The organism is Pseudomonas sp. PMCC200344 (genome assembly GCF_030053095.1).
Lineage (GTDB): Bacteria > Pseudomonadota > Gammaproteobacteria > Pseudomonadales > Pseudomonadaceae > Aquipseudomonas > Aquipseudomonas svalbardensis.
Genome location: NZ_CP125618.1, coordinates 4470580 through 4493395, shown reverse-complemented (window position 1 = coordinate 4493395; position 22816 = coordinate 4470580). Strand labels below are relative to the sequence as shown.

At 63.0% G+C, this 22816-nt stretch carries 2 protein-coding genes; both read left to right on the top strand.

What is annotated here, in order from left to right:
- The first annotated feature begins 60 nt into the window (after positions 1-60).
- On the top strand, positions 61-11034 hold the full coding sequence (locus QFW87_RS20520; RefSeq protein ID WP_283188725.1) for a non-ribosomal peptide synthetase: 10974 nt from the start codon (positions 61-63) through the stop codon (positions 11032-11034).
- Positions 11034-22799 carry a non-ribosomal peptide synthetase gene (locus tag QFW87_RS20515; RefSeq protein WP_283188724.1) on the top strand — a complete coding sequence of 3922 codons (11766 nt, stop codon included), beginning with the start codon at positions 11034-11036 and terminating at the stop codon, positions 22797-22799. Before QFW87_RS20520 ends, QFW87_RS20515 begins: the two co-directional genes overlap by 1 nt.
- Positions 22800-22816 lie beyond the last annotated feature (17 nt).

Sequence of the window (22816 nt, the reverse complement as noted above, 5' to 3'; positions counted from 1 at the left end):
ATTCGTTTTATAGGGACGACGTGCCTTTGTGCTTCCCGCCACTGATCCGGATGCTAAGAAATGAATGCTGAAGACTCCTTGAAACTTGCTCGCCGGTTTATCGGGTTGCCCCTGGAAAAGCGCCAGATGTTCCTCGCGGCCTTGCAAAAGGAAGGCGTTGATTTCGCCCGGTTTCCGATTCCTGCCGGCGTCGAAGCCGAAGATCGCCAGGCGTTGTCGTACGCCCAGCAACGCATGTGGTTTCTCTGGCAGCTGGACCCGCAAAGCGGCGCGTACAACCTGCCGGGCGCGGTGCGCCTGACCGGACAGTTGAACCTGCCCGCGCTGGAGCAAGCCTTCGCCAGCCTCGTTGAACGTCATGAAACCCTGCGCACCGTGTTCCAGCGCCAGGCCGACGGCGACCTGCTGCAAGTGCCGGCCAGCGGGCCGCTTGTGATCGATCAGGTGGATTTCAGCGCATTACCGGCCATGGAGCGCGAAAGGTCCGTTGCCCAAGCGGCCGAGCAGCAATCCGTGCTGCCGTTTGATCTGGCAACCGGCCCATTACTGCGCGTCACCTTGCTCAAACTCGCCGAGCAGGAACACGTCCTGCTGCTGACCCTGCACCACATCGTTTCCGACGGCTGGTCGATGAACGTGCTGATCGACGAATTCATCCGCTGCTACGACGCCTTCGAAGCGGGCGCACAACCGCAACTCGCGCCATTGCCGATCCAGTACAGCGACTACGCGTTGTGGCAACGCCGCTGGCTGGAGGCGGGCGAACAGGCGCGTCAACTCGACTATTGGCAGGCGCAACTGGGCGACGAGCACCCGGTGCTGGAACTGCCCACCGATCATCCGCGCCCGGCGATGCCGAGCTATCGCGGCACCCGTTACGAGTTCGCCGTCGACGGTCAGTTGGCCGAGCAGTTGCGGGCCACGGCGCAGAAACACAACATCACTCTGTTCATGCTGTTGCTTGGCGCCTTCAACGCGCTGCTGCATCGCTACACCGGGCAAACCGACATCCGCGTCGGCGTGCCGATCGCCAACCGTAACCGCGCCGAAATCGAAGGCCTGATCGGCTTCTTCGTCAACACCCAGGTGCTCCGGACCCAGCTCGACGGCCAGACCCGCGTCGACGATTTGCTACGTGCCATCAAGGAAACCGCCCTCGGTGCCCAGGCCCATCAGGACTTGCCGTTCGAGCGTCTGGTCGAGGCGCTGAAACTGGAACGCAGCCTCAGCCACACGCCGCTGTTCCAGGTGATGTACAACCACCAGCCGCAGGTCGCGGACATTTCTACGGTCAGCACCGCATCCGGTCTGGCGCTGGGCGTGATCGAGTGGGAAGGGCGCACCACCCAGTTTGATCTGACCCTCGACACCTATGAAAAGGGCGGCAAGCTGCACGCCGCGCTGACCTATGCCAACGACCTGTTCGACGCTGCGACCATCGCGCGCATGGCGCAGCACTGGACGCATTTGTTGCAGGGCATGGTCAGTGATTCGCAGCAGCGCATCAGTGATTTGCCGCTGCTGGAGAACGCCGAATATCAACGCATAGTGCATGACTGGAATCGCGCAGACGAAAGCTTCCCGCTGGACCTGTGCATTCATGAGCTGATCGGTCAGCAAGTCGCCGCGAACCCGACGGCATTGGCGGTGACCTTTGCCACGAAGCAGCTGACATATGCCGAGCTCGACAATCAGGCCAATCGCCTGGCTAACAAGCTGATCGAGCTGGGTGTTGGCCCGGAAGTCCGGGTTGGCGTGGCGATGCAACGTTCCGACAACCTGCTGGTAGCGCTGCTGGCGGTACTCAAGGCCGGTGGCGCTTACGTGCCGCTGGACCCGGATTACCCGTCCGAACGCGTTGCCTACATGCTCCAAGACAGCTGCGCGCTAGTGCTGCTGACCGAGCAATTTGTCGCTGCGACATTGACCGTGACAGCTGAAACGCAAGTGTTGCTGATGGACGATACGGAGTGGGCCGCTTACCCAAGTAGTGCGCCGATGACTCGCGTCACGCCGGACAACCTCGCCTACGTGATCTACACCTCCGGCTCCACCGGCAAACCCAAAGGCGTGGCCATCGCCCATCGCAACGTACTGGCGCTGATCGACTGGTCGAAATCGGTCTACAGCCGCGAAGACATCCAAGGCGTGTTGGCCTCGACATCGGTGTGCTTCGACCTGTCGGTGTGGGAGCTGTTTGTCACGCTGGCCAACGGTGGCTCGGTGATCATCGCCCGCAATGCCCTGGAATTGCCGAATCTGCCGGCCCCTGATCAGGTGCGCCTGATCAACACCGTGCCGTCGGCGATCAATGCGTTGCAGCGCGACGGGCAGATCCCGCCGAGCGTGCGCATCATCAACCTCGCCGGTGAGCCGTTGAAGCAGAGCCTGGTGGACGCGTTGTATCAGCAGTCGACCGTCGAGCATGTCTACGATTTGTACGGTCCGTCCGAAGACACCACCTATTCGACCTGGACCCGTCGCGAGGCGGGTGGCCGCGCGAACATCGGCCGACCGCTCAAACACACCGCGAGCTATTTGCTGGACGCCGATCTGCAACCGGTGCCGCAAGGCGTGTCCGCCGAGCTGTTCCTGGCCGGCGCCGGCATCACCCGCGGTTACCTGGCACGTCCAGGCATGACCGCCGAAAAATACGTGCCGAACCCGTTCGCCAGCAACGGCGAACGCCTGTACCGCACCGGCGACCTGGCCCGATATCAGGCCGACGGTACGCTGCAATACGTCGGTCGCATCGACCATCAGGTCAAGGTCCGCGGTTTCCGCATCGAACTCGGTGAAATCGAAGCGCGACTATTGCAGCAGGACGCCGTGCGTGAATTGGCGGTGCTGGCGCAGGACGGCATCAACGGTCAACAACTGGTCGCCTATATCGTGCCGGCCGATCCAGCGTTACTGGACGACATCGACGCTCAAGCGACCCAGCGTGAAACCTTGAAAGCCGCGCTGCGCCAGCACCTGCCGGACTACATGGTCCCGGCGTTTCTGCTGTTCCTTGAACAGCTGCCACTGACCCCCAACGGCAAGCTCGACCGCAAGGCCTTGCCGGCCATCGACGGCACTGAGCAACAACGCGAACACGTCGCGCCGCAGACGGCGATGGAAAAATCCCTCGCCGCGATTTGGCAGGATGTGTTGGCCATCGAAAATGTGGGTCTTGAAGACAACTTCTTCGAACTCGGCGGCGACTCCATCGTTTCCATGCAAGTGGTCAGCCGTGCACGTCAGGCCGGCATCGTGTTGAGCCCCAAAGACCTGTTCCAGCACCAGACCGTCCGTAGCCTGGCCCAGGCCGCCCGCAACGGTGAGCAACCGTTGATCGATCAAGGCCTGGCGGTTGGTGCGGTGGCGCTGGCGCCGGTGCAACAGTGGTTCTTCGAACAAGCGATCCCTGAGCGTCAGCACTGGAACCAGTCGCTGCTGCTGGTGCCGCGTGAAGCGTTGAACGTCGAGACGCTGGATCGCGCGTTTGAGCAATTGCTGACCCATCACGACAGCTTGCGCCTGCGCTACCAACAGACCGCCGAAGGTTGGCAACAAACCTATGCCGCGCCGACTACGGAGTCGGTGTTGTGGCAGCGTCAGACGCAATCGGTCGCGGAACTCAACGCCTTGTGCGACGAAGCCCAACGCAGTCTCGATTTGCAAAATGGCCCGCTGATGCGCGCGCTGCTGGTTGCGATGGCCGACGGTACCGAGCGTTTACTGCTGGTGATTCATCACCTGGCGGTGGACGGTGTTTCCTGGCGCGTGTTGCTCGAAGACCTTCAGCAGTTCTATAGCGGCGGTAATGTGTCGCTGGCGAAAACCAGCACCTTTCAGCGCTGGGTCGCTCGCTTGCAGGATCATCTGCCAGTCTTTGAAAACAGCCTCGGTCACTGGCAAACCCAACTGCGCGACGCACCGAGTGATCTGCCGTGCGACCGTCCGAACGGTGCGCTGGAAAACCGCTTCGAACACAAACTCGAACTCAAACTCGACACCGAACAAACCCGCAAACTGCTGCAACAGGCCCCGGCGGCGTATCGCACCCAGGTCAACGACCTGCTGCTGACCGCGCTGGCGCGGGCGGTTTGCCGCTGGAGCGGGCAGGGCAGCACGCTGATTCAGCTCGAAGGCCATGGTCGCGAAGATCTGTTTGATGACATCGACCTGACCCGCACTGTCGGCTGGTTCACCAGCCTGTTCCCGGTCAATCTGATGCCGTGCGCCGATCTCTCGGCTTCGATCAAAACCATTAAAGAACAGCTGCGCGCCGTGCCGGACAAAGGCCTCGGCTACGGCGCACTGCGTTACCTCGGCACCCCGGCGATTCGCGCCGAATTGGCGGCGTTGCCGCAACCGCGCATTACCTTCAACTATCTGGGGCAGTTCGACCGTCAGTTCGACGATGCCGCGATGTTTGTCCCGTCCACCGAAGGCAACGGCGTGGCGCAGGATCCATCGGCCCCATTGGGCAACTGGCTGACGGTCGAAGGCCAGGTCTACGGCGGTGAGTTGTCGCTGAGCTGGGGTTTCAGCCGCGAGATGTTCGACGCCGCGACCATCCAGCGTTTGGCCGACGATTACGCGCTGGAACTCAACGCGTTGATCGATCACTGCTGTGCCGTTGAAGCGCCGCAAGCCACACCGTCGGACTTCCCGTTGGCGCGCATCAGTCAGGTGCAACTCGATGCACTGCCGGTTGCTGTTTCGACCCTTGAAGACCTTTATCCACTGTCGCCGATGCAGCAGGGCATGCTGTTCCACACCCTGTACGAACCCGAAGTCGGCGCCTACATCAGTCAGTTGCGCCTGGACATTCAGGGCCTCGATCCGCAGCGATTCGCTCAGGCCTGGCAAACCGCGCTGGAGCGTCACGACATCCTGCGCAGCAGCTTTCACTGGCAAGGCCTCGACACCGCGCACCAGGCGATTGTCCGCCACGTCGCGTTGCCGCTTGAAGTGCTTGAAACGACCGACACCGATGCGCTGGCCGACGCTGAACGTGCCCAGGGTTTCGAACTGGGCAGCGCGCCGCTGTTCCGTTTGAAACTGGTCCGCACGGGCGCCAATGACTGGCATCTGATCTATACCAGCCACCACATTTTGATGGACGGCTGGAGCAACGCGCAGTTGCTGGCCGAAGTGATTCAGCACTACGCCGCCGGGCAATTGTTGCCGGCACCAACTGGGCAATACCGCGATTATCTGGGCTGGTTGCAGCAGCAATCGGCTGCCGCGGGCGAGCAGTTCTGGAAAGCGGTATTGGCGCCGCTGGAGGCGCCGACGTTACTGGCCGAAGCCTTGCGACCTCCGGTGGGTACTGAGGGAAGTGAGGAATACCGCGTCGCCCTCGACAGCCGCGCGACCCAGCGTCTGGCCGAGTTCGCCCGTCAGCAGAAGGTCACCCTCAACACCTTGCTGCAAGCAGCGTGGAGTCTTTTGCTGCAGCGTTACACCGGCCAGGATTGCGTGGTCTTCGGTGCCACGGTAGCCGGCCGATCCGCGCCGCTGCCGGGGATCGAAGAGCAGCTCGGCCTGTTCATCAACACGCTGCCGCTGGTCTGTGCGATCAAGCCGGATCAAACCGTCAGCCAATGGCTGGGCGAGCTGCAAGGGCTGAACCTGGCCATGCGCGATTTCGAGCATGTGCCGCTTTACGACATTCAGGGTTGGGCGGGGCAGCAGGGTTCGGCGCTGTTCGACAGCCTGCTGGTGTTCGAAAACTTCCCGGTGGCCGAGGCGTTGAAACAGGGCGCGCCGGCCGGGCTGTCGTTCGGCAACCTGCACAACCACGAGCGCACGCACTATCCGCTGACGCTGGGCATCGAACTGGGCGAAGGCCTTAGCCTGGACTTCAGCTACGACGCGGCGAGGTTCAGTGCGGCGCAGGTCGTTGAGTTGTCGGCCAATCTGCAGCATCTGCTGACGCAATTGGTTGCGCTGCCGGACGCGGCACTCGGCGCGCTGGAATTGCTCGATGTCGATGGCAAAGCCGTTGTGCTCGCTGTCAGCCAACCGGCCACGGTTCAGTTATCCACAACGCTTTTGGTCCACGAACAAATCGCCGATCAGGCCGCCACCACCCCAGACGCGATGGCGTTGCAGGTCGACGGTCAATCCTTGAGCTACTCCCAGTTGAACACTCAAGCCAACCGACTGGCCCATCGCCTGATCGACAACGGCGTCGGTCCAGGCTCGCGTGTCGGTCTGGCGCTGAACCGTGGTCCGCAACTGATCGTCAGCCTGCTGGCGGTGCTCAAAACCGGCGCGGCCTATGTGCCGCTGGACCCGAAATACCCGGCTGAACGCCTGGCCTACATGATCGACGACAGCCGCCTCGACGTGCTGCTGTGCGAGTCCGGTCTGCTGGAAAATGTGCCAGGCGTGCGACGTCTCGGCCTTGACGACAGCGCCGACTATCCCGACAGCGATCCGCAAAACCACGCGCTCGCCGACAATCTGGCCTACATCATCTACACCTCCGGTTCCACCGGCCAACCCAAAGGCGTGGCCATCGCCCATGCCGCGCTGCGCGAGTTCTGCCAGACCGCCGCCGACTATTCGCTGCTGTCAGCGTCGGACCGTGTGTTGCAGTTTGCGACTTTCAGTTTCGATGGCTTCGTCGAGCAATGCTTCCCGGCGCTGTGCGTCGGCGCGACGTTGATCATGCGCGGTGACGACCTGTGGGACGCCGACCGCCTCGCCGCCGAAATCGTCCAGCAGGGCGTGACCGTGGCGGACTTGCCGGCGGCTTATTGGTACTTGCTGGCCCGTGAGTGCGCGAGCGGTGTGGTGCGCAATCTCGGTGAGTTGCGCCAGGTTCACGTCGGCGGCGAAGCGATGTCGGTTGAAGGTCTGCGTTTGTGGCATCAGGCCTGTTTGAGCCACGTGCGTTTGCTCAACACCTACGGCCCGACCGAGGCGACTGTGGTGTCCAGTGTTCATGAATGCCATCTCGAGGATGCCAGCGATGCGTTCGGCATCCCGATTGGTCGAGCTATCGCCGGTCGAGCACTGTATGTGCTGGACGCTGCCGGTCAATTGTTGCCAAACGGTGGCGTCGGTGAACTGTGCATCGGCGCCCCGGCCAGCCTGGCTCAAAGCTACTTTGACCGCCCGGCGCTGACCGCCGAGCGCTTCCTGCCGGACCCGTTCGCCCGTGAACCGGGCGCGCGGCTGTACCGCAGCGGCGATCTGGCGCGCTACAACGCTGACGGGAATCTGGAATACGTCGGCCGCATCGACCATCAAGTGAAGATTCGCGGTTTCCGCATTGAAATGGGCGAGATCGAAGCCTGTCTGCAAGCCCGTGAGGACGTGCGCGAAGCGGCGGTCATCGCTCAGGACGGTACGCAATTGGTGGCGTATGTCGTGGCCAACGGCGCGGTGGTTTCAGAGACGGAATATCTGGAAGGCCTCAAAGTCGTCTTGCGTCAGTCGTTGCCGGAATACATGGTGCCGAATCACCTGATCCTGCTGGCCAAACTGCCGCTCAACAACAATGGCAAACTCGACCGCAAAGCACTACCGCGCGCTGAAGCTGGCGATGCACAACGTGACTTCGTGGCCCCGACCGAAGGGCTTGAAACGCAACTCGCGCTGATCTGGCAGGAAGTGTTGCAGGTCGAACGCGTGGGCCGCGACGACAACTTCTTCGAGTTGGGCGGACACTCGTTGCTGGTGCTTCAGGTGATCTCTCGCGTGCGTCAGCAATTGCAGCTCGAACTGTCGGTGAGCAGCCTGTTCTCCGCCGCCAACCTGGCGGAATTTGCCGAGCGTGCCGCGCTGGCGAACATCAGCGGCCAACCTGTTCTGCTACGTGCAACGGTCGATCAGCCACAAATTCTGTCCTACGCCCAACAGCGCCAGTGGATTCTCTGGCAACTTGACCCACAAAGCTCGGCCTACAACATTCCCGCCGCGCTGCGCCTCAAGGGATCGCTGAACCGCGAAGCCCTGCGCGAAGCTTTCGCCCACTTGCAGGCCCGTCACCAAACCCTGCGCACGACCTTTGAGCAGGACGGTCAACAGGCGCGTCCGGTGCTGCACGACAATCTGGCGCTGCAACTGGATGAACGCACGCTCGATCAGTCGTCGATCGACAATGCCGTAGCCGAAGAAATCTCCCGTCCGTTCGACCTGCGCAACGGCCCGCTATGGCGCGTGTTGCTGCTGCAAGTGAACACCGACGAACACGTGTTGGTGCTCACCGTGCATCACATCGCTGCCGATGGCTGGTCGATGCAGGTCATGGTCGATGAGTTCAGCGCGCTGTATCAGGCGGCCGTCGAAGGCAAAGCTGCGAACCTGTCGAGCCTGCCGGTGAACTACAGCGACTACGCCCGTTGGCAGCGCGACTGGCTGGAGGCCGGGGAGGGCGCACGCCAACTGGCGTGGTGGCGCGAGCAACTGGATGGCAGCCAGGCACCGCTTGAATTGCCGAGCGAACTGACCCGTCCGGCCCGTCGTACCGAGCGCGGCGCCAGTCTGGTATTGAACGTTGATCGCGGGTTGCTGGCCGGTTTGCGTCAACGCGCCCAGGAACAGCAGGTGACGTTGTTCATGCTGTTGCTGGCGAGTTTCCAGACCTTGCTGCATCGCCAGAGCGGGCAGTCGAGCATCAGCGTCGGCGTGCCGAGTGCCGGGCGTTCGCGCCTGGAAACCGAAGGCCTGATCGGCTTCTTCATCAACACCCAGGTGCTGCGTGCCGAGATCGACGGGCAGCAGTCCTTCAGCTCCTTGCTGCAACAGGTCAAACAGGTTGCCTTGGGCGCTCAAGCCAATCAGGACTTGCCGTTCGAGCAGTTGGTCGACGTCTTGCAGCCGGACCGCAGCCTCAATCACAGCCCATTGTTCCAGGTGCTCTACAACCACCAGCAACAACTGGGCGCGAGCGTTGAGCGCAGCGTCGCCGACTTGCAGGTCGAGCGTTTGCACTGGCAGCAACACACCACGCAATTCGATCTGGTGCTCGACACTCAGGAACAGGGCGAAGCGCTGGATGCCAGCCTGACCTACGCCACTGATTTGTACGACGAGGCGTCGATGAACCGCCTCGCCGAGCAGTGGCTGAACCTGCTGCGAGCGGTGGTCAAAGACCCACAGCAACGGGTCGCCGAACTGCCGTTGCTGCAAGCGCCGCAATTCGATGCGCTGATCCAGCACTGGAACCCGACGTTCCAGGCGCAACCGCCGTCGCCAACCTTGCACCACTTGTTCGAAGCCCAGGTGGCCGAACGGCCGAACGCAATCGCGCTGGTCTACGAAGGCGAGCAACTGACCTACGCCGCGCTCAACGCTCAGGCCAATCGACTCGCGCGCAAACTGCGTGAACAGGGCGTCGGCCCAGAGGTGCGCGTCGGCATCGCCACCGAACGGGCAATGCCGCTGGTGGTCGGCTTGCTGGCGATTCTCAAGGCCGGCGGCGCCTATGTGCCACTCGACCCGCAATACCCGGCCGAGCGTTCGAGCTACATGATCGAAGACAGCGGCATCACGCTGTTGCTGACCCAACACCACCTGATCGACGGTTTGCCGGCCCGCGACGACGTGCAAGTGCTGAGCCTGGAGTCGTTGCAACTGGATGCCTTCAGCGACGACAACCTGCCAGCGCTGGCGACCCCGGACAACCTCGCCTACGTGATCTACACCTCCGGTTCCACCGGCCGGCCGAAGGGCGCATTGCTCAGCCATGGCAACGTCGGGCGTTTGCTCACAGCCACCGCTGACGAGTTCAACTTCAGCCCGGACGATGTCTGGACACTGTTCCATTCCTACGCGTTCGATTTCTCGGTGTGGGAGCTGTTTGGCTCGCTGTGCACCGGTGGGCGTCTGGTGATCGTGCCGTATTACATCAGCCGCGAGCCGCAGGAGTTTCACCGTTTGCTGTGTGATGAAGGCGTGACGGTGTTGAACCAGACTCCGACCGCGTTCCGCCAATTGCTGCCGATTGCCTGCGCCAGCTCGCGGAGCATGGCCCTGCGCCAGGTGATTTTCGGCGGAGAAGCCCTGGAAGTCGCGAGCCTGCGCCCATGGTTCGAGCGCTTCGGCGATCAGCAACCCACCCTGGTCAACATGTACGGCATCACCGAAACCACGGTGCACGTGACCTACCGCGCCATCCGCCTGGCCGACCTCGACGGCAAGGCCCAGAGCCCGATTGGCCTGCCGATCCGCGACCTGCGCTGGTACCTGCTCGACAGCCAGTTGCAACCGGTGCCCGTTGGCGTGGCGGGTGAGTTGTACATTGCCGGCGCTGGTCTGGCGCGTGGTTATCACGGGCGTTTCGGCCTCACCGCCGAGCGTTTCGTACCGAGTCCGTTCGACGCATCCCAGCGTCTCTATCGCAGTGGCGACCTGGCGCGTCAGCGCGCTGACGGCAGCATCGATTACCTCGGCCGGATCGACCAGCAAGTGAAGATCCGTGGCTTCCGCATCGAACTGGGTGAAATCGAAGCCGCGCTGCTGGCCCAACCGGGCGTGCGCCAAGCGGTGTTGAGCGTGCATACCGGCGACAGCGGCCCGCAATTGTGCGCCTACGTGGTAGCCGAGCACACCCCGCATGACCCGATCGCCTGGCGCGACAACCTGCGCGCCGCGCTCAAGGTTGATCTGCCGGACTACATGGTGCCGAGCCACTGGTTGCTGCTCGACGCCCTGCCGCTGACCGGCAACGGCAAGCTCGACCGCAAGGCCTTGCCGGTGCCCGATGCGCAGGAATGGCAGCGCCCGTTCGAAACCCCCGAAGGCGAGCTTGAACAGCACCTGGCCGCGATCTGGGCCGGCGTGCTGGGCGTGGCGCAGATCGGTCGGCGCGACAACTTCTTTGAACTGGGCGGGCATTCGTTGCTCGCCGCCCAGGCCAGTGCCCGTGTGGAACTGGAGCTGGGCATCGAGCTGCCGCTGCGTGCGCTGTTCGAATCCACCGACCTTCAGGCTTATGCCGCCATGGCCGGGCAACACGCCCCGGCTGACAACGATGCACGTCTTGATGCGCTTGAGTCGCTACTCGACGAGATGGAGATCAACTGATGGAACACACCACTGCCCAGCGTATCGCCACTCGCTTCGCCGGCCTGCCGGCTGACAAGCGCCGCGAGTTTCTGCAACGCATGCAAGAGCAGGGCGTGAGCTTTGGTCAACTGCCGATTCCGCCCGCTGCCGAGCCGCTAACGACGTTCGAACTGTCGTATGCGCAGCAGCGCCAATGGTTCCTCTGGCAGCTTGATCCGCAAAGCTCGGCGTACAACATTCCGGCCGCCTTGCGTTTGCACGGGCCGCTGAATGTCGCGGCGTTGCAGCAGAGTTTCGACGTGCTGCTGGAGCGTCATCAGAGTTTGCGCAGCCGATTCGTCGAGGATGACGGTCAGGTGGTGCAGACACTGGCCGGGTTCACCTCGCTGCCGATCGAACAGATCGACCTGCGCGCCGAACCTCAGGAACAGCGTCTCGATCTGGCCATGAAAGCGGTCGAGCAGGACATCGCCCGGCCGTTCGATCTGCAGCACGGTCCGCTGCTGCGGGTCAGCCTGTTGCAGCTCGACGCCGAAGACCATGTGCTGTTGCTGACCCTGCACCACATCGTCACCGATGGCTGGTCGATGGGTGTGTTGGTGGAGGAGTTTTCCCGGCTCTACGCCGCGCATTGCCAAGGGCAGAATTCAGCGCTGGAACCACTGCCGATTCAGTATTCCGACTACGCAATGTGGCAACGCCGCTGGATGGAAGCGGGCGAGCTGGAGCGTCAACTCAACTGGTGGCGCAAAACACTGGGCAGCGAACAACCGCTGCTGGAATTGCCCACCGACCGCCCACGTCCGGCGCAACCGAGCCAGCGCGGTGCGCGTCTGGATTTCGCCCTCGACGCGACCCTGGCCAGCGGCCTGATGACCTTGGCCAAACAGCGCGGCGTTACGCCGTTCATGCTGTTGCTGGCGAGCTTCCAGGCCTTGCTCTATCGCTACAGCGGTCAGTCCGACCTGCGCGTTGGCGTGCCGATTGCCCACCGTAATCGCGCGGAAACCCGTGGTCTGATCGGCTTCTTCGTTAACACCCAAGTGATGCGTGCTGAACTGGACGGACGTCTGCCATTCAGCCAATTGCTCGACCAGACCCGCGCTGCTTCGCTGGATGCTCAGGATTATCAGGACTTGCCGTTCGAGCGTCTGGTGCAGGCGCTGCAAGGTGAACGCAGCCTCAGCCACAGCCCGCTGTTCCAAGTGATATTCAACCACCAGCAAGCCAAACCGGCGGCAGTCAGCGGCTTGCTCGCGGGACTGCGCGTCGAAGCGCTGAACGCCACGGCGCACACCACGCAATTCGATTTGCAACTGGACACGCAGGAGGAGGGTGACAAGCTGTTCGCCAGCCTGACGTATGCCACCGATCTGTTCGACGCCGAGCGCATCGAGCATTTAGCGCGTCACTGGCGCAATTTGTTGGCCGGTGTGCTGGCGAACCCGCAATGCCCGCTCGCCGAGTTGCCATTGCTGGATGCCGACGAGCGTCTGCGCATCCTTGACGACCTCAACGACACCGCTCAGGCCTATCCGGGCGAAGTCTGCGTGCAGCGGCATTTCGAAGCACGCGTGGCTGAAAACGGCGAGGCGACAGCGCTGGTGTTCCAGGGCCAGTCCCTGAGTTACGCCGAACTGAACCTGCGCACCAACCGTCTGGCCCATCACTTGCGCGCCCAGGGTGTCGGCCCGGAAGTGCTGGTGGGGATTGCCTGCGACCGCTCGTTTGAAATGGTCGTTGGCCTGTTGGCGATTCTCAAGGCCGGTGGCGCGTATGTGCCGCTGGACCCGGAATACCCGATTGATCGCCTGAGCTACATGATCGAAGACAGCGGTATTTCGCTGTTGCTGACTCAGGAACATCTGCTGGCGCAACTCCCGACCCCGGACAACGTGCGCACCTTGTGCCTGCACGCCGAGGCCGATTGGCTGAGCGACTTGCCGGGTACCGATTTACCCAACCTGGCAATCGCCGAAAACCTCGCCTATGTGATTTACACCTCCGGTTCCACCGGCAAACCCAAGGGCGCGGGCAACCGCCATGTGGCATTGCATAACCGTCTGGAGTGGATGCAGCAAGCCTACAACCTGTTGCCGAGCGACCGCGTGCTGCAAAAAACGCCGTTCAGTTTTGACGTGTCGGTGTGGGAGTTTTTCTGGCCGCTGATGAAGGGCGCCACGTTGGTCATCGCCGCCCCCGGCGAGCACCGCGACCCGCAACGCCTTGCTGCGTTGATCGTCGAGCAGGAGATCACCACGCTGCACTTCGTGCCGTCGATGCTCTCCGCATTCATCGGTGCCGACGAGGCGCTGGCCTGCACGTCGTTGCAACGGATCATTTGCAGCGGTGAAGCGCTGCCGATGGAACTGCAACGCCATACGCTGCGCCGTCTGCCGCAAGCCAATCTCTACAACCTCTATGGCCCGACCGAAGCGGCCATCGACGTGACCCACTGGACCTGCGTGGAAGAGGGCCGCGACAGCGTGCCGATCGGCCGGCCAATCGCCAACCTGCGCACCTGCATCCTCGACAGCGAACTGCAACCGTTGCCGCTGGGCGCGGTGGGCGAGTTGTACCTGGGCGGCGTCGGTCTGGCTCGCGGTTATCACCGCCGTGGCGCGCTGACTGCGGAACGTTTCGTGGTTGACCCGTTCGGCAGTGGCGAGCGCCTGTACCGCACCGGTGACCTGGCGCGCTACCGCGCCGACGGCGCCATCGACTACTGCGGCCGTATCGACCATCAAGTGAAGATTCGCGGTTTGCGCATCGAGCTGGGCGAAATCGAAGCGCGCCTGCAAGAACATGCGGACGTGCAGGAAGCCGTGGTGCTGGCCCTCGATGGCCCGAGCGGCAAGCAATTGGTCGCTTACATCGTGCCGCAAGCTCGCGCCTTGGTCAGCTCCGATGCCGAGCAGCAAGGCGCGTGGCGTGAAACCCTGAAAAGCCATCTGCTGGCGAGCCTGCCGGATTACATGGTGCCGGCGCAGACCGTGCTGATCGAACAAATGCCCCTGAGCCCCAACGGCAAGCTCGACCGTAAACGCCTGCCGGCGCCGACCGCACAGGTCAGCCAGCGCGCCTTTGAAGCGCCGCGCAGCGAACACGAACAGGTGCTGGCGCAGATCTGGCAAGACGTGTTGGGCGTGGAGCAGGTCGGGCGTCAGGACAACTTCTTTGAACTGGGCGGCGACTCGATCATTTCGATTCAAGTGGTCAGCCGTGCCCGTCGTGCAGGCCTGAGCCTGCAACCGCGCGATCTGTTCCGGCAACAGACGTTGCAAGCGCTGGCCGCCGTGGTCAAAGAGCAGGCTGCACCGCTGGCGCAACAAGGGCCGGTGGACGGTGTGCAAACACTCACGCCGATCCAGCGCTGGTTCTTCGAAGAGCCGATCCCGCAACGTGCGCACTGGAACCAGGCCGTGCTGCTGGTGCCGCGCGAAACCCTCGAATTGCCGCGTCTGCAAGCGGCGCTGCAACGTCTGCTCAAACAGCACGATGCCCTGCGTTTACGCTTCAGTCAGGTCGATGGCCAATGGTCGGCGCGTTATGTCGGGGCCGACAGCGCCGATGTGATCGACATGCTCTGGACCGCTCGCGTGGCCAGCGATGCCTCGCTCGAATCGGTGTGCGACGAAGCCCAGCGCAGCCTCAGTCTGCAAGACGGTCCGCTGCTGCGCGTAGCGTTGATCGCCCAGGCTGATGGTTCCCAGCGGTTGCTGTTGGTCATCCACCATTTGGCGGTGGACGGTGTGTCCTGGCGGGTGTTGCTGGAAGATTTGCAGGCCGCCTATCAAGGGCAAGAGCTGCCACCGAAGACCAGCGCCTTCCAGGCCTGGGCCGACAAGCTTGACGCGTACGCACGTTCCGAAACCGCTGCCGGCGAACTGAACTGGTGGCAGGCGCAACTGAGCGTCGCCAATGATTCGTTGCCAGCCGCCAACGCCCAAGCCAGTCAGGCCGGGCATCTGCGCCAAGGCGTCAGCATCGGCCTGGACTGCGAACAGACCCGCCAGTTGCTGCAACAGGCGCCAGCGATCTACCGCACTCAAGTCAACGACCTGCTGCTGACCGCACTGGCCCGCACCCTCAGCCGCTGGACCGGCGATGCATCGGCGCTGATTCAGCTCGAAGGCCATGGCCGCGAAGAGCTGTTCGACGACATCGACCTGACCCGCACCGTCGGCTGGTTCTCCAGCCTGTTCCCGGTACGCCTGACGCCGACCGCCGACCTCTCGGGTTCGATCAAGGCGATCAAGCAGCAACTGCGCGAAATCCCCGGCAAAGGCATGGGCTACGGCCTGTTGCGCTACATGGGCGATGCCGCGGCCCAAGCGGCGCTGGCCGCGTTGCCGCAAGCACGCGTGACGTTCAACTACCTCGGCCAGTTCGACCAGAGCTTTGCCGACGACGCACTGTTCACCCCGGCTCGCGAATCCAGCGGTGCCGCGCAATCGGCGGACGCACCGTTGCCGAACTGGTTGTCGGTGGATGGCCAGGTGTATGGCGGCGAACTGAAACTCGACTGGACCTTCAGCCGCGAATGTTTCGACCAGCGCGAGATCGAAGCGCTGGCGGCGGATTTTCGCGCTGAGTTGCTGGCGCTGATCGCTCATTGCCTGAGCGATGGCGCAGGCGGCGTGACCCCGGCGGACTTCCCGTTGACGCGTCTGACCCAGGCGCAACTCGACGGCCTGCCAGTACCTCCGGCGCAGATCGAGGACCTGTATCCGCTGTCGCCGATGCAGGCCGGTTTGTTGTTCCACAGCTTGTACGAATCCGATTCCGGCGCCTACGTGAACCAGCTCAGTGTCGAAGCCCGTGGGCTCGATGCCGAACGGCTGGGCCGCGCGTGGCAAGCGGTGCTCGACACTCATCCGATCCTGCGCAGCAGTTTCCACTTCCCCGACGGTTTCGAAGCGCCGGTGCAGTTGGTGCATCGTCATCTGCAATTGCCGATGGCCTGCCTCGACTGGCGCGGCCGCAATGATCAGGCCGAAGCGCTGGGGCAGTTGATCGACATCGAACGCTTGCAACTCGATTCGACTCGGGCGCCGTTGATGCGTTTGACCCTGGTGCGACTCGACGATGAGCGTCAGCAACTGATCTACACGCACCATCACTTGTTGCTCGATGGCTGGAGTAACTCGCTGCTGTTGAGCGAAGTCCTGCAGCGTTATGCCGGGCAAGACGTGCAGGCGCCGATTGGGCGTTTTGCCGATTACATTGGCTGGCTGCAACGTCAGGATGCGCAGGCTGACGAACTGTTCTGGCGCGAGCAACTGGCGACCTTGGACAACCCCACCTTGCTGGCGCAGAGCCTGGCCCATGGCGACAGTAAAAACCTGTCGACGGCGGAATTTGCCGACCATCGTCAGACCTTCGACGTCGCCACCAGCAAACGCTTCAGCGAGTTTGCCCGTCAGCAAAAGGTCACCCTCAACACCTTGGTCCAAGGTGCCTGGGCACTCTTGCTGCAACGCTATAGCGGTCAACGCAGCGTCGCGTTTGGCGCCACGGTGGCGGGGCGGCCGGTGGACTTGCCGGGTGCTGAAAGTCAGCTCGGCCTGTTCATCAACACCTTGCCGGTGATCAGCAGCCCGGACGCGGTTGAAAGCGTCGGCCAGTGGCTGACCCGCTTGCAGGCGCAGAACCTGGAATTGCGTGAGCATGAATTCACGGCGTTGGGTGACATTCAGCGTTGGGCCGGCCGTGCCGGTGAACCGCTGTTCGACAGCCTGCTGGTGTTCGAAAACTTCCCGGTCGCCGAGGCGCTGCAACAGGGCGCGCCGGCCGGTCTGAGCTTCTCGATTCCACAGAACCATGAGCGCACCAACTTCCCGCTGACGCTGGCGGCCACTGCCGAAAGCCAGCTCAGCCTGAACTGGAGCTACCAGTGCGCCCACTTCAGCGGCGAGGCGATTGCCCGCATGAGCGAGCATCTGGCCGCGTTGCTGGCGGCGATGGTCGCCGCGCCACAGGCTGCCTTGAGTGAACTGGACCTGCTGAGTGCGCCGGAACGCGAGCAACAATTGGTCGAGTGGAATCCCGCATTCACCGCAACGGAAAACCCGCTCTGCGTGCATCAATTGATCGAGGCCCAGGCCGTCGCCCGACCGGACGCAACGGCGTTGATCTTCAACGAACTGGAATTGAGCTTCGACCAACTCAACCGCCGCGCCAACCAATTGGCCCATCGCCTGCGCGCACTGGGCATCGGCCCGGAAGTGCGGGTCGGCCTCGCGATGCAGCGGTCGCCGGAGATGATCATTGGCCTGCTGGCGATCCTCAAGGCCGGCGGCGCGTACGTGCCGCTGGACCCGGCGTACCCGGCCGAACGCCTGCGCTATCTGATGGAAGACAGCGGCATTTCGCTGCTGATCAGCCAATCGTGGCTGCGGGAAAAACTGCCCTTGCCGGAAGGCCTGTCGGTCCTGGAGATCGACCGCGAGCCGCTGGAGCAAATGCCGGAAACCAACCCGGTCAACCTGACCTGCGGTGAAAACCTCGCCTACCTGATTTACACATCAGGCTCCACCGGCCGGCCCAAAGGCGTGAGCGTGGCCCACGGTCCGCTGGCCATGCATTGCCTGTCGATCGGCGAGTTGTACGGCATGACCCCGGATGATCGCGAACTGCAATTCGCCTCGATCAGCTTCGACGGCGCCCACGAGCGCTGGCTGACGCCGCTGGTGTTCGGTTCGGCGGTGATGCCGCGCGACGACGAGTTGTGGAGCGTGGAGCGCACCTGCGCCGAGATCGAAAAGCACGGCATCACCATCGCCTGCTTCACCCCGACCTATCTGGGGCAGATCGCCGAATTCATGGGCGAAGCGGGGCGCGATTTGCCGATCCGCTCCTACACCCCGTGCGGTGAAGGCATGGCCAAACATGCGTTCGATGAAGTCCAGCAGGTGCTGCAACCGAAGCGCCTGATCAACGGCTACGGCCCGACCGAAACGGTGATCACGCCGCTGATCTGGCTGGCGTATCCGGATACCGAATTCGACTCGGCGTTCATGCCGATTGGTCGGCCGGTCGGCAACCGCAGCGCCTATATCCTGGACGGCGGCTTGCAGCCGTTGCCGGTTGGCGTGGCGGGCGAGTTGTACCTGGGCGGCGAGGGCGTTGCGCGTGGTTACCATCAACGTCCGGACCTCACGGCTGAACGCTTCGTGCCGGATCCGTTCGTGCCGGGCGCGCGTTTGTATCGCAGCGGCGACCTCGCGCGGTTCCGTGCTGACGGTGTCGTCGAGTATCTCGGCCGCATTGACCAGCAAGTGAAGATTCGCGGGTTCCGTATCGAACTCGGCGAAATCGAAGCCTGCCTGGTTGAACACGAGAGCGTGCGTGAAGCGTTCGTGATCGATCGCGAAGGCCCGGTGAGCCGCCAGTTGGTTGGCTACGTAGTGCCGCGCGATCCACTCGCCGACGAGCACGATTTGCGTGAAGCGCTGACCCTGCACCTGCGCAGCCGTCTGCCGGCGCACATGCTGCCGGCGCATTTGATGTGCCTGGCCGCGTTGCCGCTGACGCCGAACGGCAAGCTTGATCGCCAAGGCCTGCCAGCGCCCGAAGCGTCACGTCAGAACCACGGTCAAGTCGCCGCCGTGTCGCCGGCCGAAGCGTTGCTGGTGGAGATCTGGCAGGAACTGCTGGGGCTCGAGTCGGTGGGCGTCACCGAGAACTTCTTCGAGCTGGGCGGTGACTCGATCATCTCGCTGCAAGCGGTGAGTCGTGCCGCGCAACGCGGGTTGGTGTTCAGTCCGAAGCAACTGTTCGAACAGCAAACCATTCGTGCACTCGCTGCGGTGGCGACCCGTCGTGAAGCGGCGTTGGTTGAAGCGTCGAAAGTCCCTGCTTTTGCGTTGGTGCCGCACATCGACATCGCCGCCCGTGAAGGGCTTCAAGACTTGTATCCGCTGTCGCCGATGCAGCAAGGCATGCTCTTCCATTGCCTCGATTCACCGGAGCTGAACCCCTACGTCAACCAGTTGAGCGTAGCGGTGGACGGTTTGCAGGTGCCGCGTTTCCGCGCCGCCTGGCAAACCCTGGTGGAACGTCATGAAGTGCTGCGCGCGGCGTTCCGCTGGCGCGATGGCTTGGCCGATCCGTTGCAAGCGGTGTTTACCGACGTCGAGTTGCCGATCGAAGAACTCGACTGGCGCGAGCTTACCGACACCGAGCAGGCGCTGAGTGAACTGGCGGCTGCGGAACAGGCCAAAGGCTTCGACCTGAGTTGCCCGCCATTGATGCGTTTCATCCTGGTTCGCCTGGGTGATGACCGTTACCAGATGATCTGGATCTACCATCACCTGTTGCTGGACGGCTGGAGCGCCTCACGTCTGCTGGGCGACATGTTGCGCCTGTACCACAACGACAGTCTGCCGGCCCTGACCGGTCGCTACGCCGACTACATCGCCTGGCTGCAACGCCAGGACGGTGCGCAGGCGGAAGGCTTCTGGCGCGAACGACTGGCGTTGCTCGAAGAACCGACCATTCTGGCCAAGGCTTCCGGTGCCGCAGGTTCCGGCCACGGCGTGATGTACAGCAACCTCGACGCTGAAGCGACGCGCAAACTGCACAGCTTCGCCAAGCGTCAGCGCGTGACGTTGAACACGCTGGTGCAAGGCGCGTGGCTGTTGCTGTTGCAACGCCACAGCGGCCAGCGCAGCGTCGCGTTCGGCGCCACGGTGGCGGGGCGTCCGACCGGGTTGGCCGGCGCGCAGGACATGCTCGGCCTGTTCATCAACACCTTGCCGGTGATCCAGACCCTCGATCCGCAACAGCCGTTGGGCGAGTGGTTGTGTGCCTTGCAGGATTACAACCTGATGGTGCGCGACTACGAGCACACGCCGTTGTCCGACATTCAGCGCTGGGCCGGGCAGGGTGGTCAGGGCTTGTTCGACAGCATCATCGTGTTCGAAAACCACCCGGTGGACCGCGCCTTGAAAGGGGGCGAGGAAGGTGAATTGCGCTTTGCCGAAGTCGGCAGCGGCGGTGTCACTAACTTCCCGATGGACTTGATGGTCAGCGCCAACGAAGAAGGTCTGGAAGTCGAATACCTGTTCCTGCGTGATCGCTTCAGTGAAGTGGAAGTTGAGCGGATTCGTGCGCAGTTTGAAGGTTTGCTGCGTGCGTTGCCGGAGGATGCCACGTGTCTGCTTGGCAACATTGGTTTGCCTGAAGCGCTGATCAGCCTGCCGCAAGTTTCTGACGACAACGCGGATTTGCTGCACGCGTTCAATCAGCACGTGCGCACTCAACCACAGAAAATCGCCTTGATCTGCGAAGATCGGGAAGTCAGTTATGCACAGCTTGAGGCGCAGGCTAATGGGTTGGCGCAGCAACTGATCGGTCGCGGCATCGGGCCGGAAAGTCTGGTGGCGGTGGCGCTGCCTCGTTCCGAGCGCACCATCGTTGCGTTCCTCGCAGTACTTAAAGCAGGGGCGGCTTATCTGCCGCTGGACTTGGCGTACCCGGCCGAGCGACTGGCTTACATGCTCAGCGATTCGGCGGCCAGCCTGTTGCTCTGCGACAGCGATTTGGGTGAACGGTTGACGCTGGCTGATAGCCCGCCACGGCTGTTGCTCGATCAGCTGAGCGTTGCCGACAACGCCGAGTGCCCGGTTTCCCGACCGCTGCCGGGACACCTCGCGTACCTGATTTACACCTCCGGTTCCACCGGCCAGCCGAAAGGTGTGGCGGTAGCGCGGGGTCCGATTGCCCGGCATTGCCGCGGCATCATCGAACTCTACGAACTGGCCCCGCGCAGCCGCGAACTGCATTTCATGTCGTTCGCTTTCGACGGTGCTCAGGAGCGTTGGCTGAGTGTGCTGTTGGCCGGCGGCAGTCTGGTGATCCGCGATGACAGTGTGTGGACGCCGGAGCAAACCCTGGAAGTGCTGCAGCGTCATGGCGTCACGGTTGCCTGCTTCCCGCCGGCGTACCTGCAACAGATGGCCGAGGTGGCTGAACGTTTGGGCAATCCACCGGCGGTCGAGGTGTATTGCTTTGGTGGTGACGCGGTGCCGGAGGCCAGTTTCGAGCAGGTCAAACGGGCTCTGCGTCCGCAGCGTCTGGTCAACGGTTACGGCCCGACCGAAACCGTGGTCACGCCGCTGTTGTGGCGTGCCGAGGTCAGCGAAACCTGCGACGCGGCGTATGCGCCGATTGGCCGTGGTGTGGCCGGGCGTGGTTTGTACGTGCTCGACGTCGACCTCAATCCGTTGCCGGTCGGTGTCAGCGGCGAGTTGTACCTGGGCGGCGAATGCCTGGCGCGCGGTTATCACCAGCGTCCCGGCATGAGTGCCGAACGTTTCATTCCGGACCCGTTCGAGGCCGGTGGCCGCATGTACCGCACCGGCGACCTGGTGCGCCAGCGCGAGTGCGGGTTGATCGACTACCTGGGGCGTCTCGACCAGCAAGTGAAGATCCGTGGTTTCCGTATTGAACTGGGCGAAATCGCAGCCCGCCTGCGTGATTGCGCCGGGGTGCAGGATGCCGCCGTGGTGGTGCACGACACGCCGACCGGCAAGCAATTGGTGGGTTATGTGGTGGCGGCCGGTGCTGTTGGGCTGGATCGTCGCTTGAAGTCTGAACTGCAAGCGCAACTGCCGGACTACATGGTGCCGGCGCGAATCCTGGTGCTGGAGCGCTTCCCGCTGTCGGCCAACGGCAAGCTCGACCGTCGCGCACTGCCTACGCCTGAATGGGCGCTCGGCGGTTATCGCGCGCCGCGCAACGCACTGGAAACGGCGCTGACCGCGATCTGGCAAGAGGTGCTGGGCGTGCCGCAAGTGGGCATCGACGACAACTTCTTCGAACTCGGCGGCGACTCGTTGCAGGTGCTCAAAGTCATTTCGCGGGTGCGCAGTCAGCCGCAACTGGGCTTCGAATTGAAACTGCGAGACTTGATGCAGAAGCCGTGCATCGCCGAACTTAGTGGCTATCAGGCGGCCGAGCCAGTTGCAGCGGCGCCGGATCCGTTGTTGGCGCTGAATGCGCGGATCCCGAACGTGCCGGCGCTGTTCTGCCTGCACGCTGGTTTCGGCACGGTGTTCGACTACGAACCGCTGGCCCGTCGACTGGAAGGCCGGCGCACGGTGTACGGCGTGCAATGCCGGATGCTGCTTGATCCGCTGTGGCAGGACGAGTCGCTGCTCGCCATGGCTCAAGCCTATGCGCAACGGATTCGCAGTCAGCAGGCCAAGGGGCCGTATTACTTGCTGGGTTGGTCGTTGGGCGGAGCGTTGACGCAACTGGTTGCTCACGAACTGGAAAGCCAAGGTGAGACGGTCGCGTTTGCCGGGCTGGTCGACAGCTACGTGGCGGGCACCGCAGAAGCGGGGGACTGGCGCCAGGACCTGGGCGACTTCCTGAAGTTTGTGCTCGGTCTGCCGGCCGATGAGGCTCAAGCGCTGATTGCGCTGAAAGCCGCTGACTTGAATGAGCGCGAGGGTTCCACGGCAGTGATCGAGGCGGCCATGCACGGCTCCAATGAGCAAGCCGCGTTGGGCGCGGGGGAACTCACGCAGATCTTCGCCACCGGCTCACGCCTCAAGCAACTGGCGTTGGCGCATCGGCAACTGCCGGCGATTCAGATTATGGCGCATCGCTGGTGGGTGGCCGAACGCGACGATGAACGTCGGGTGTTCGAGGCCCAAGTCGGCAGCCACGGCGTTGATCGCTTGTTGGCGGGCGGGCACTACGAGTTGCTGCGCGGTGAAGAGTTGCTCGACGAGCTTGAAGACCTGTTGGAACGCAGGCCGGCTATCGCATAACCCCCTGTGGGAGCGAG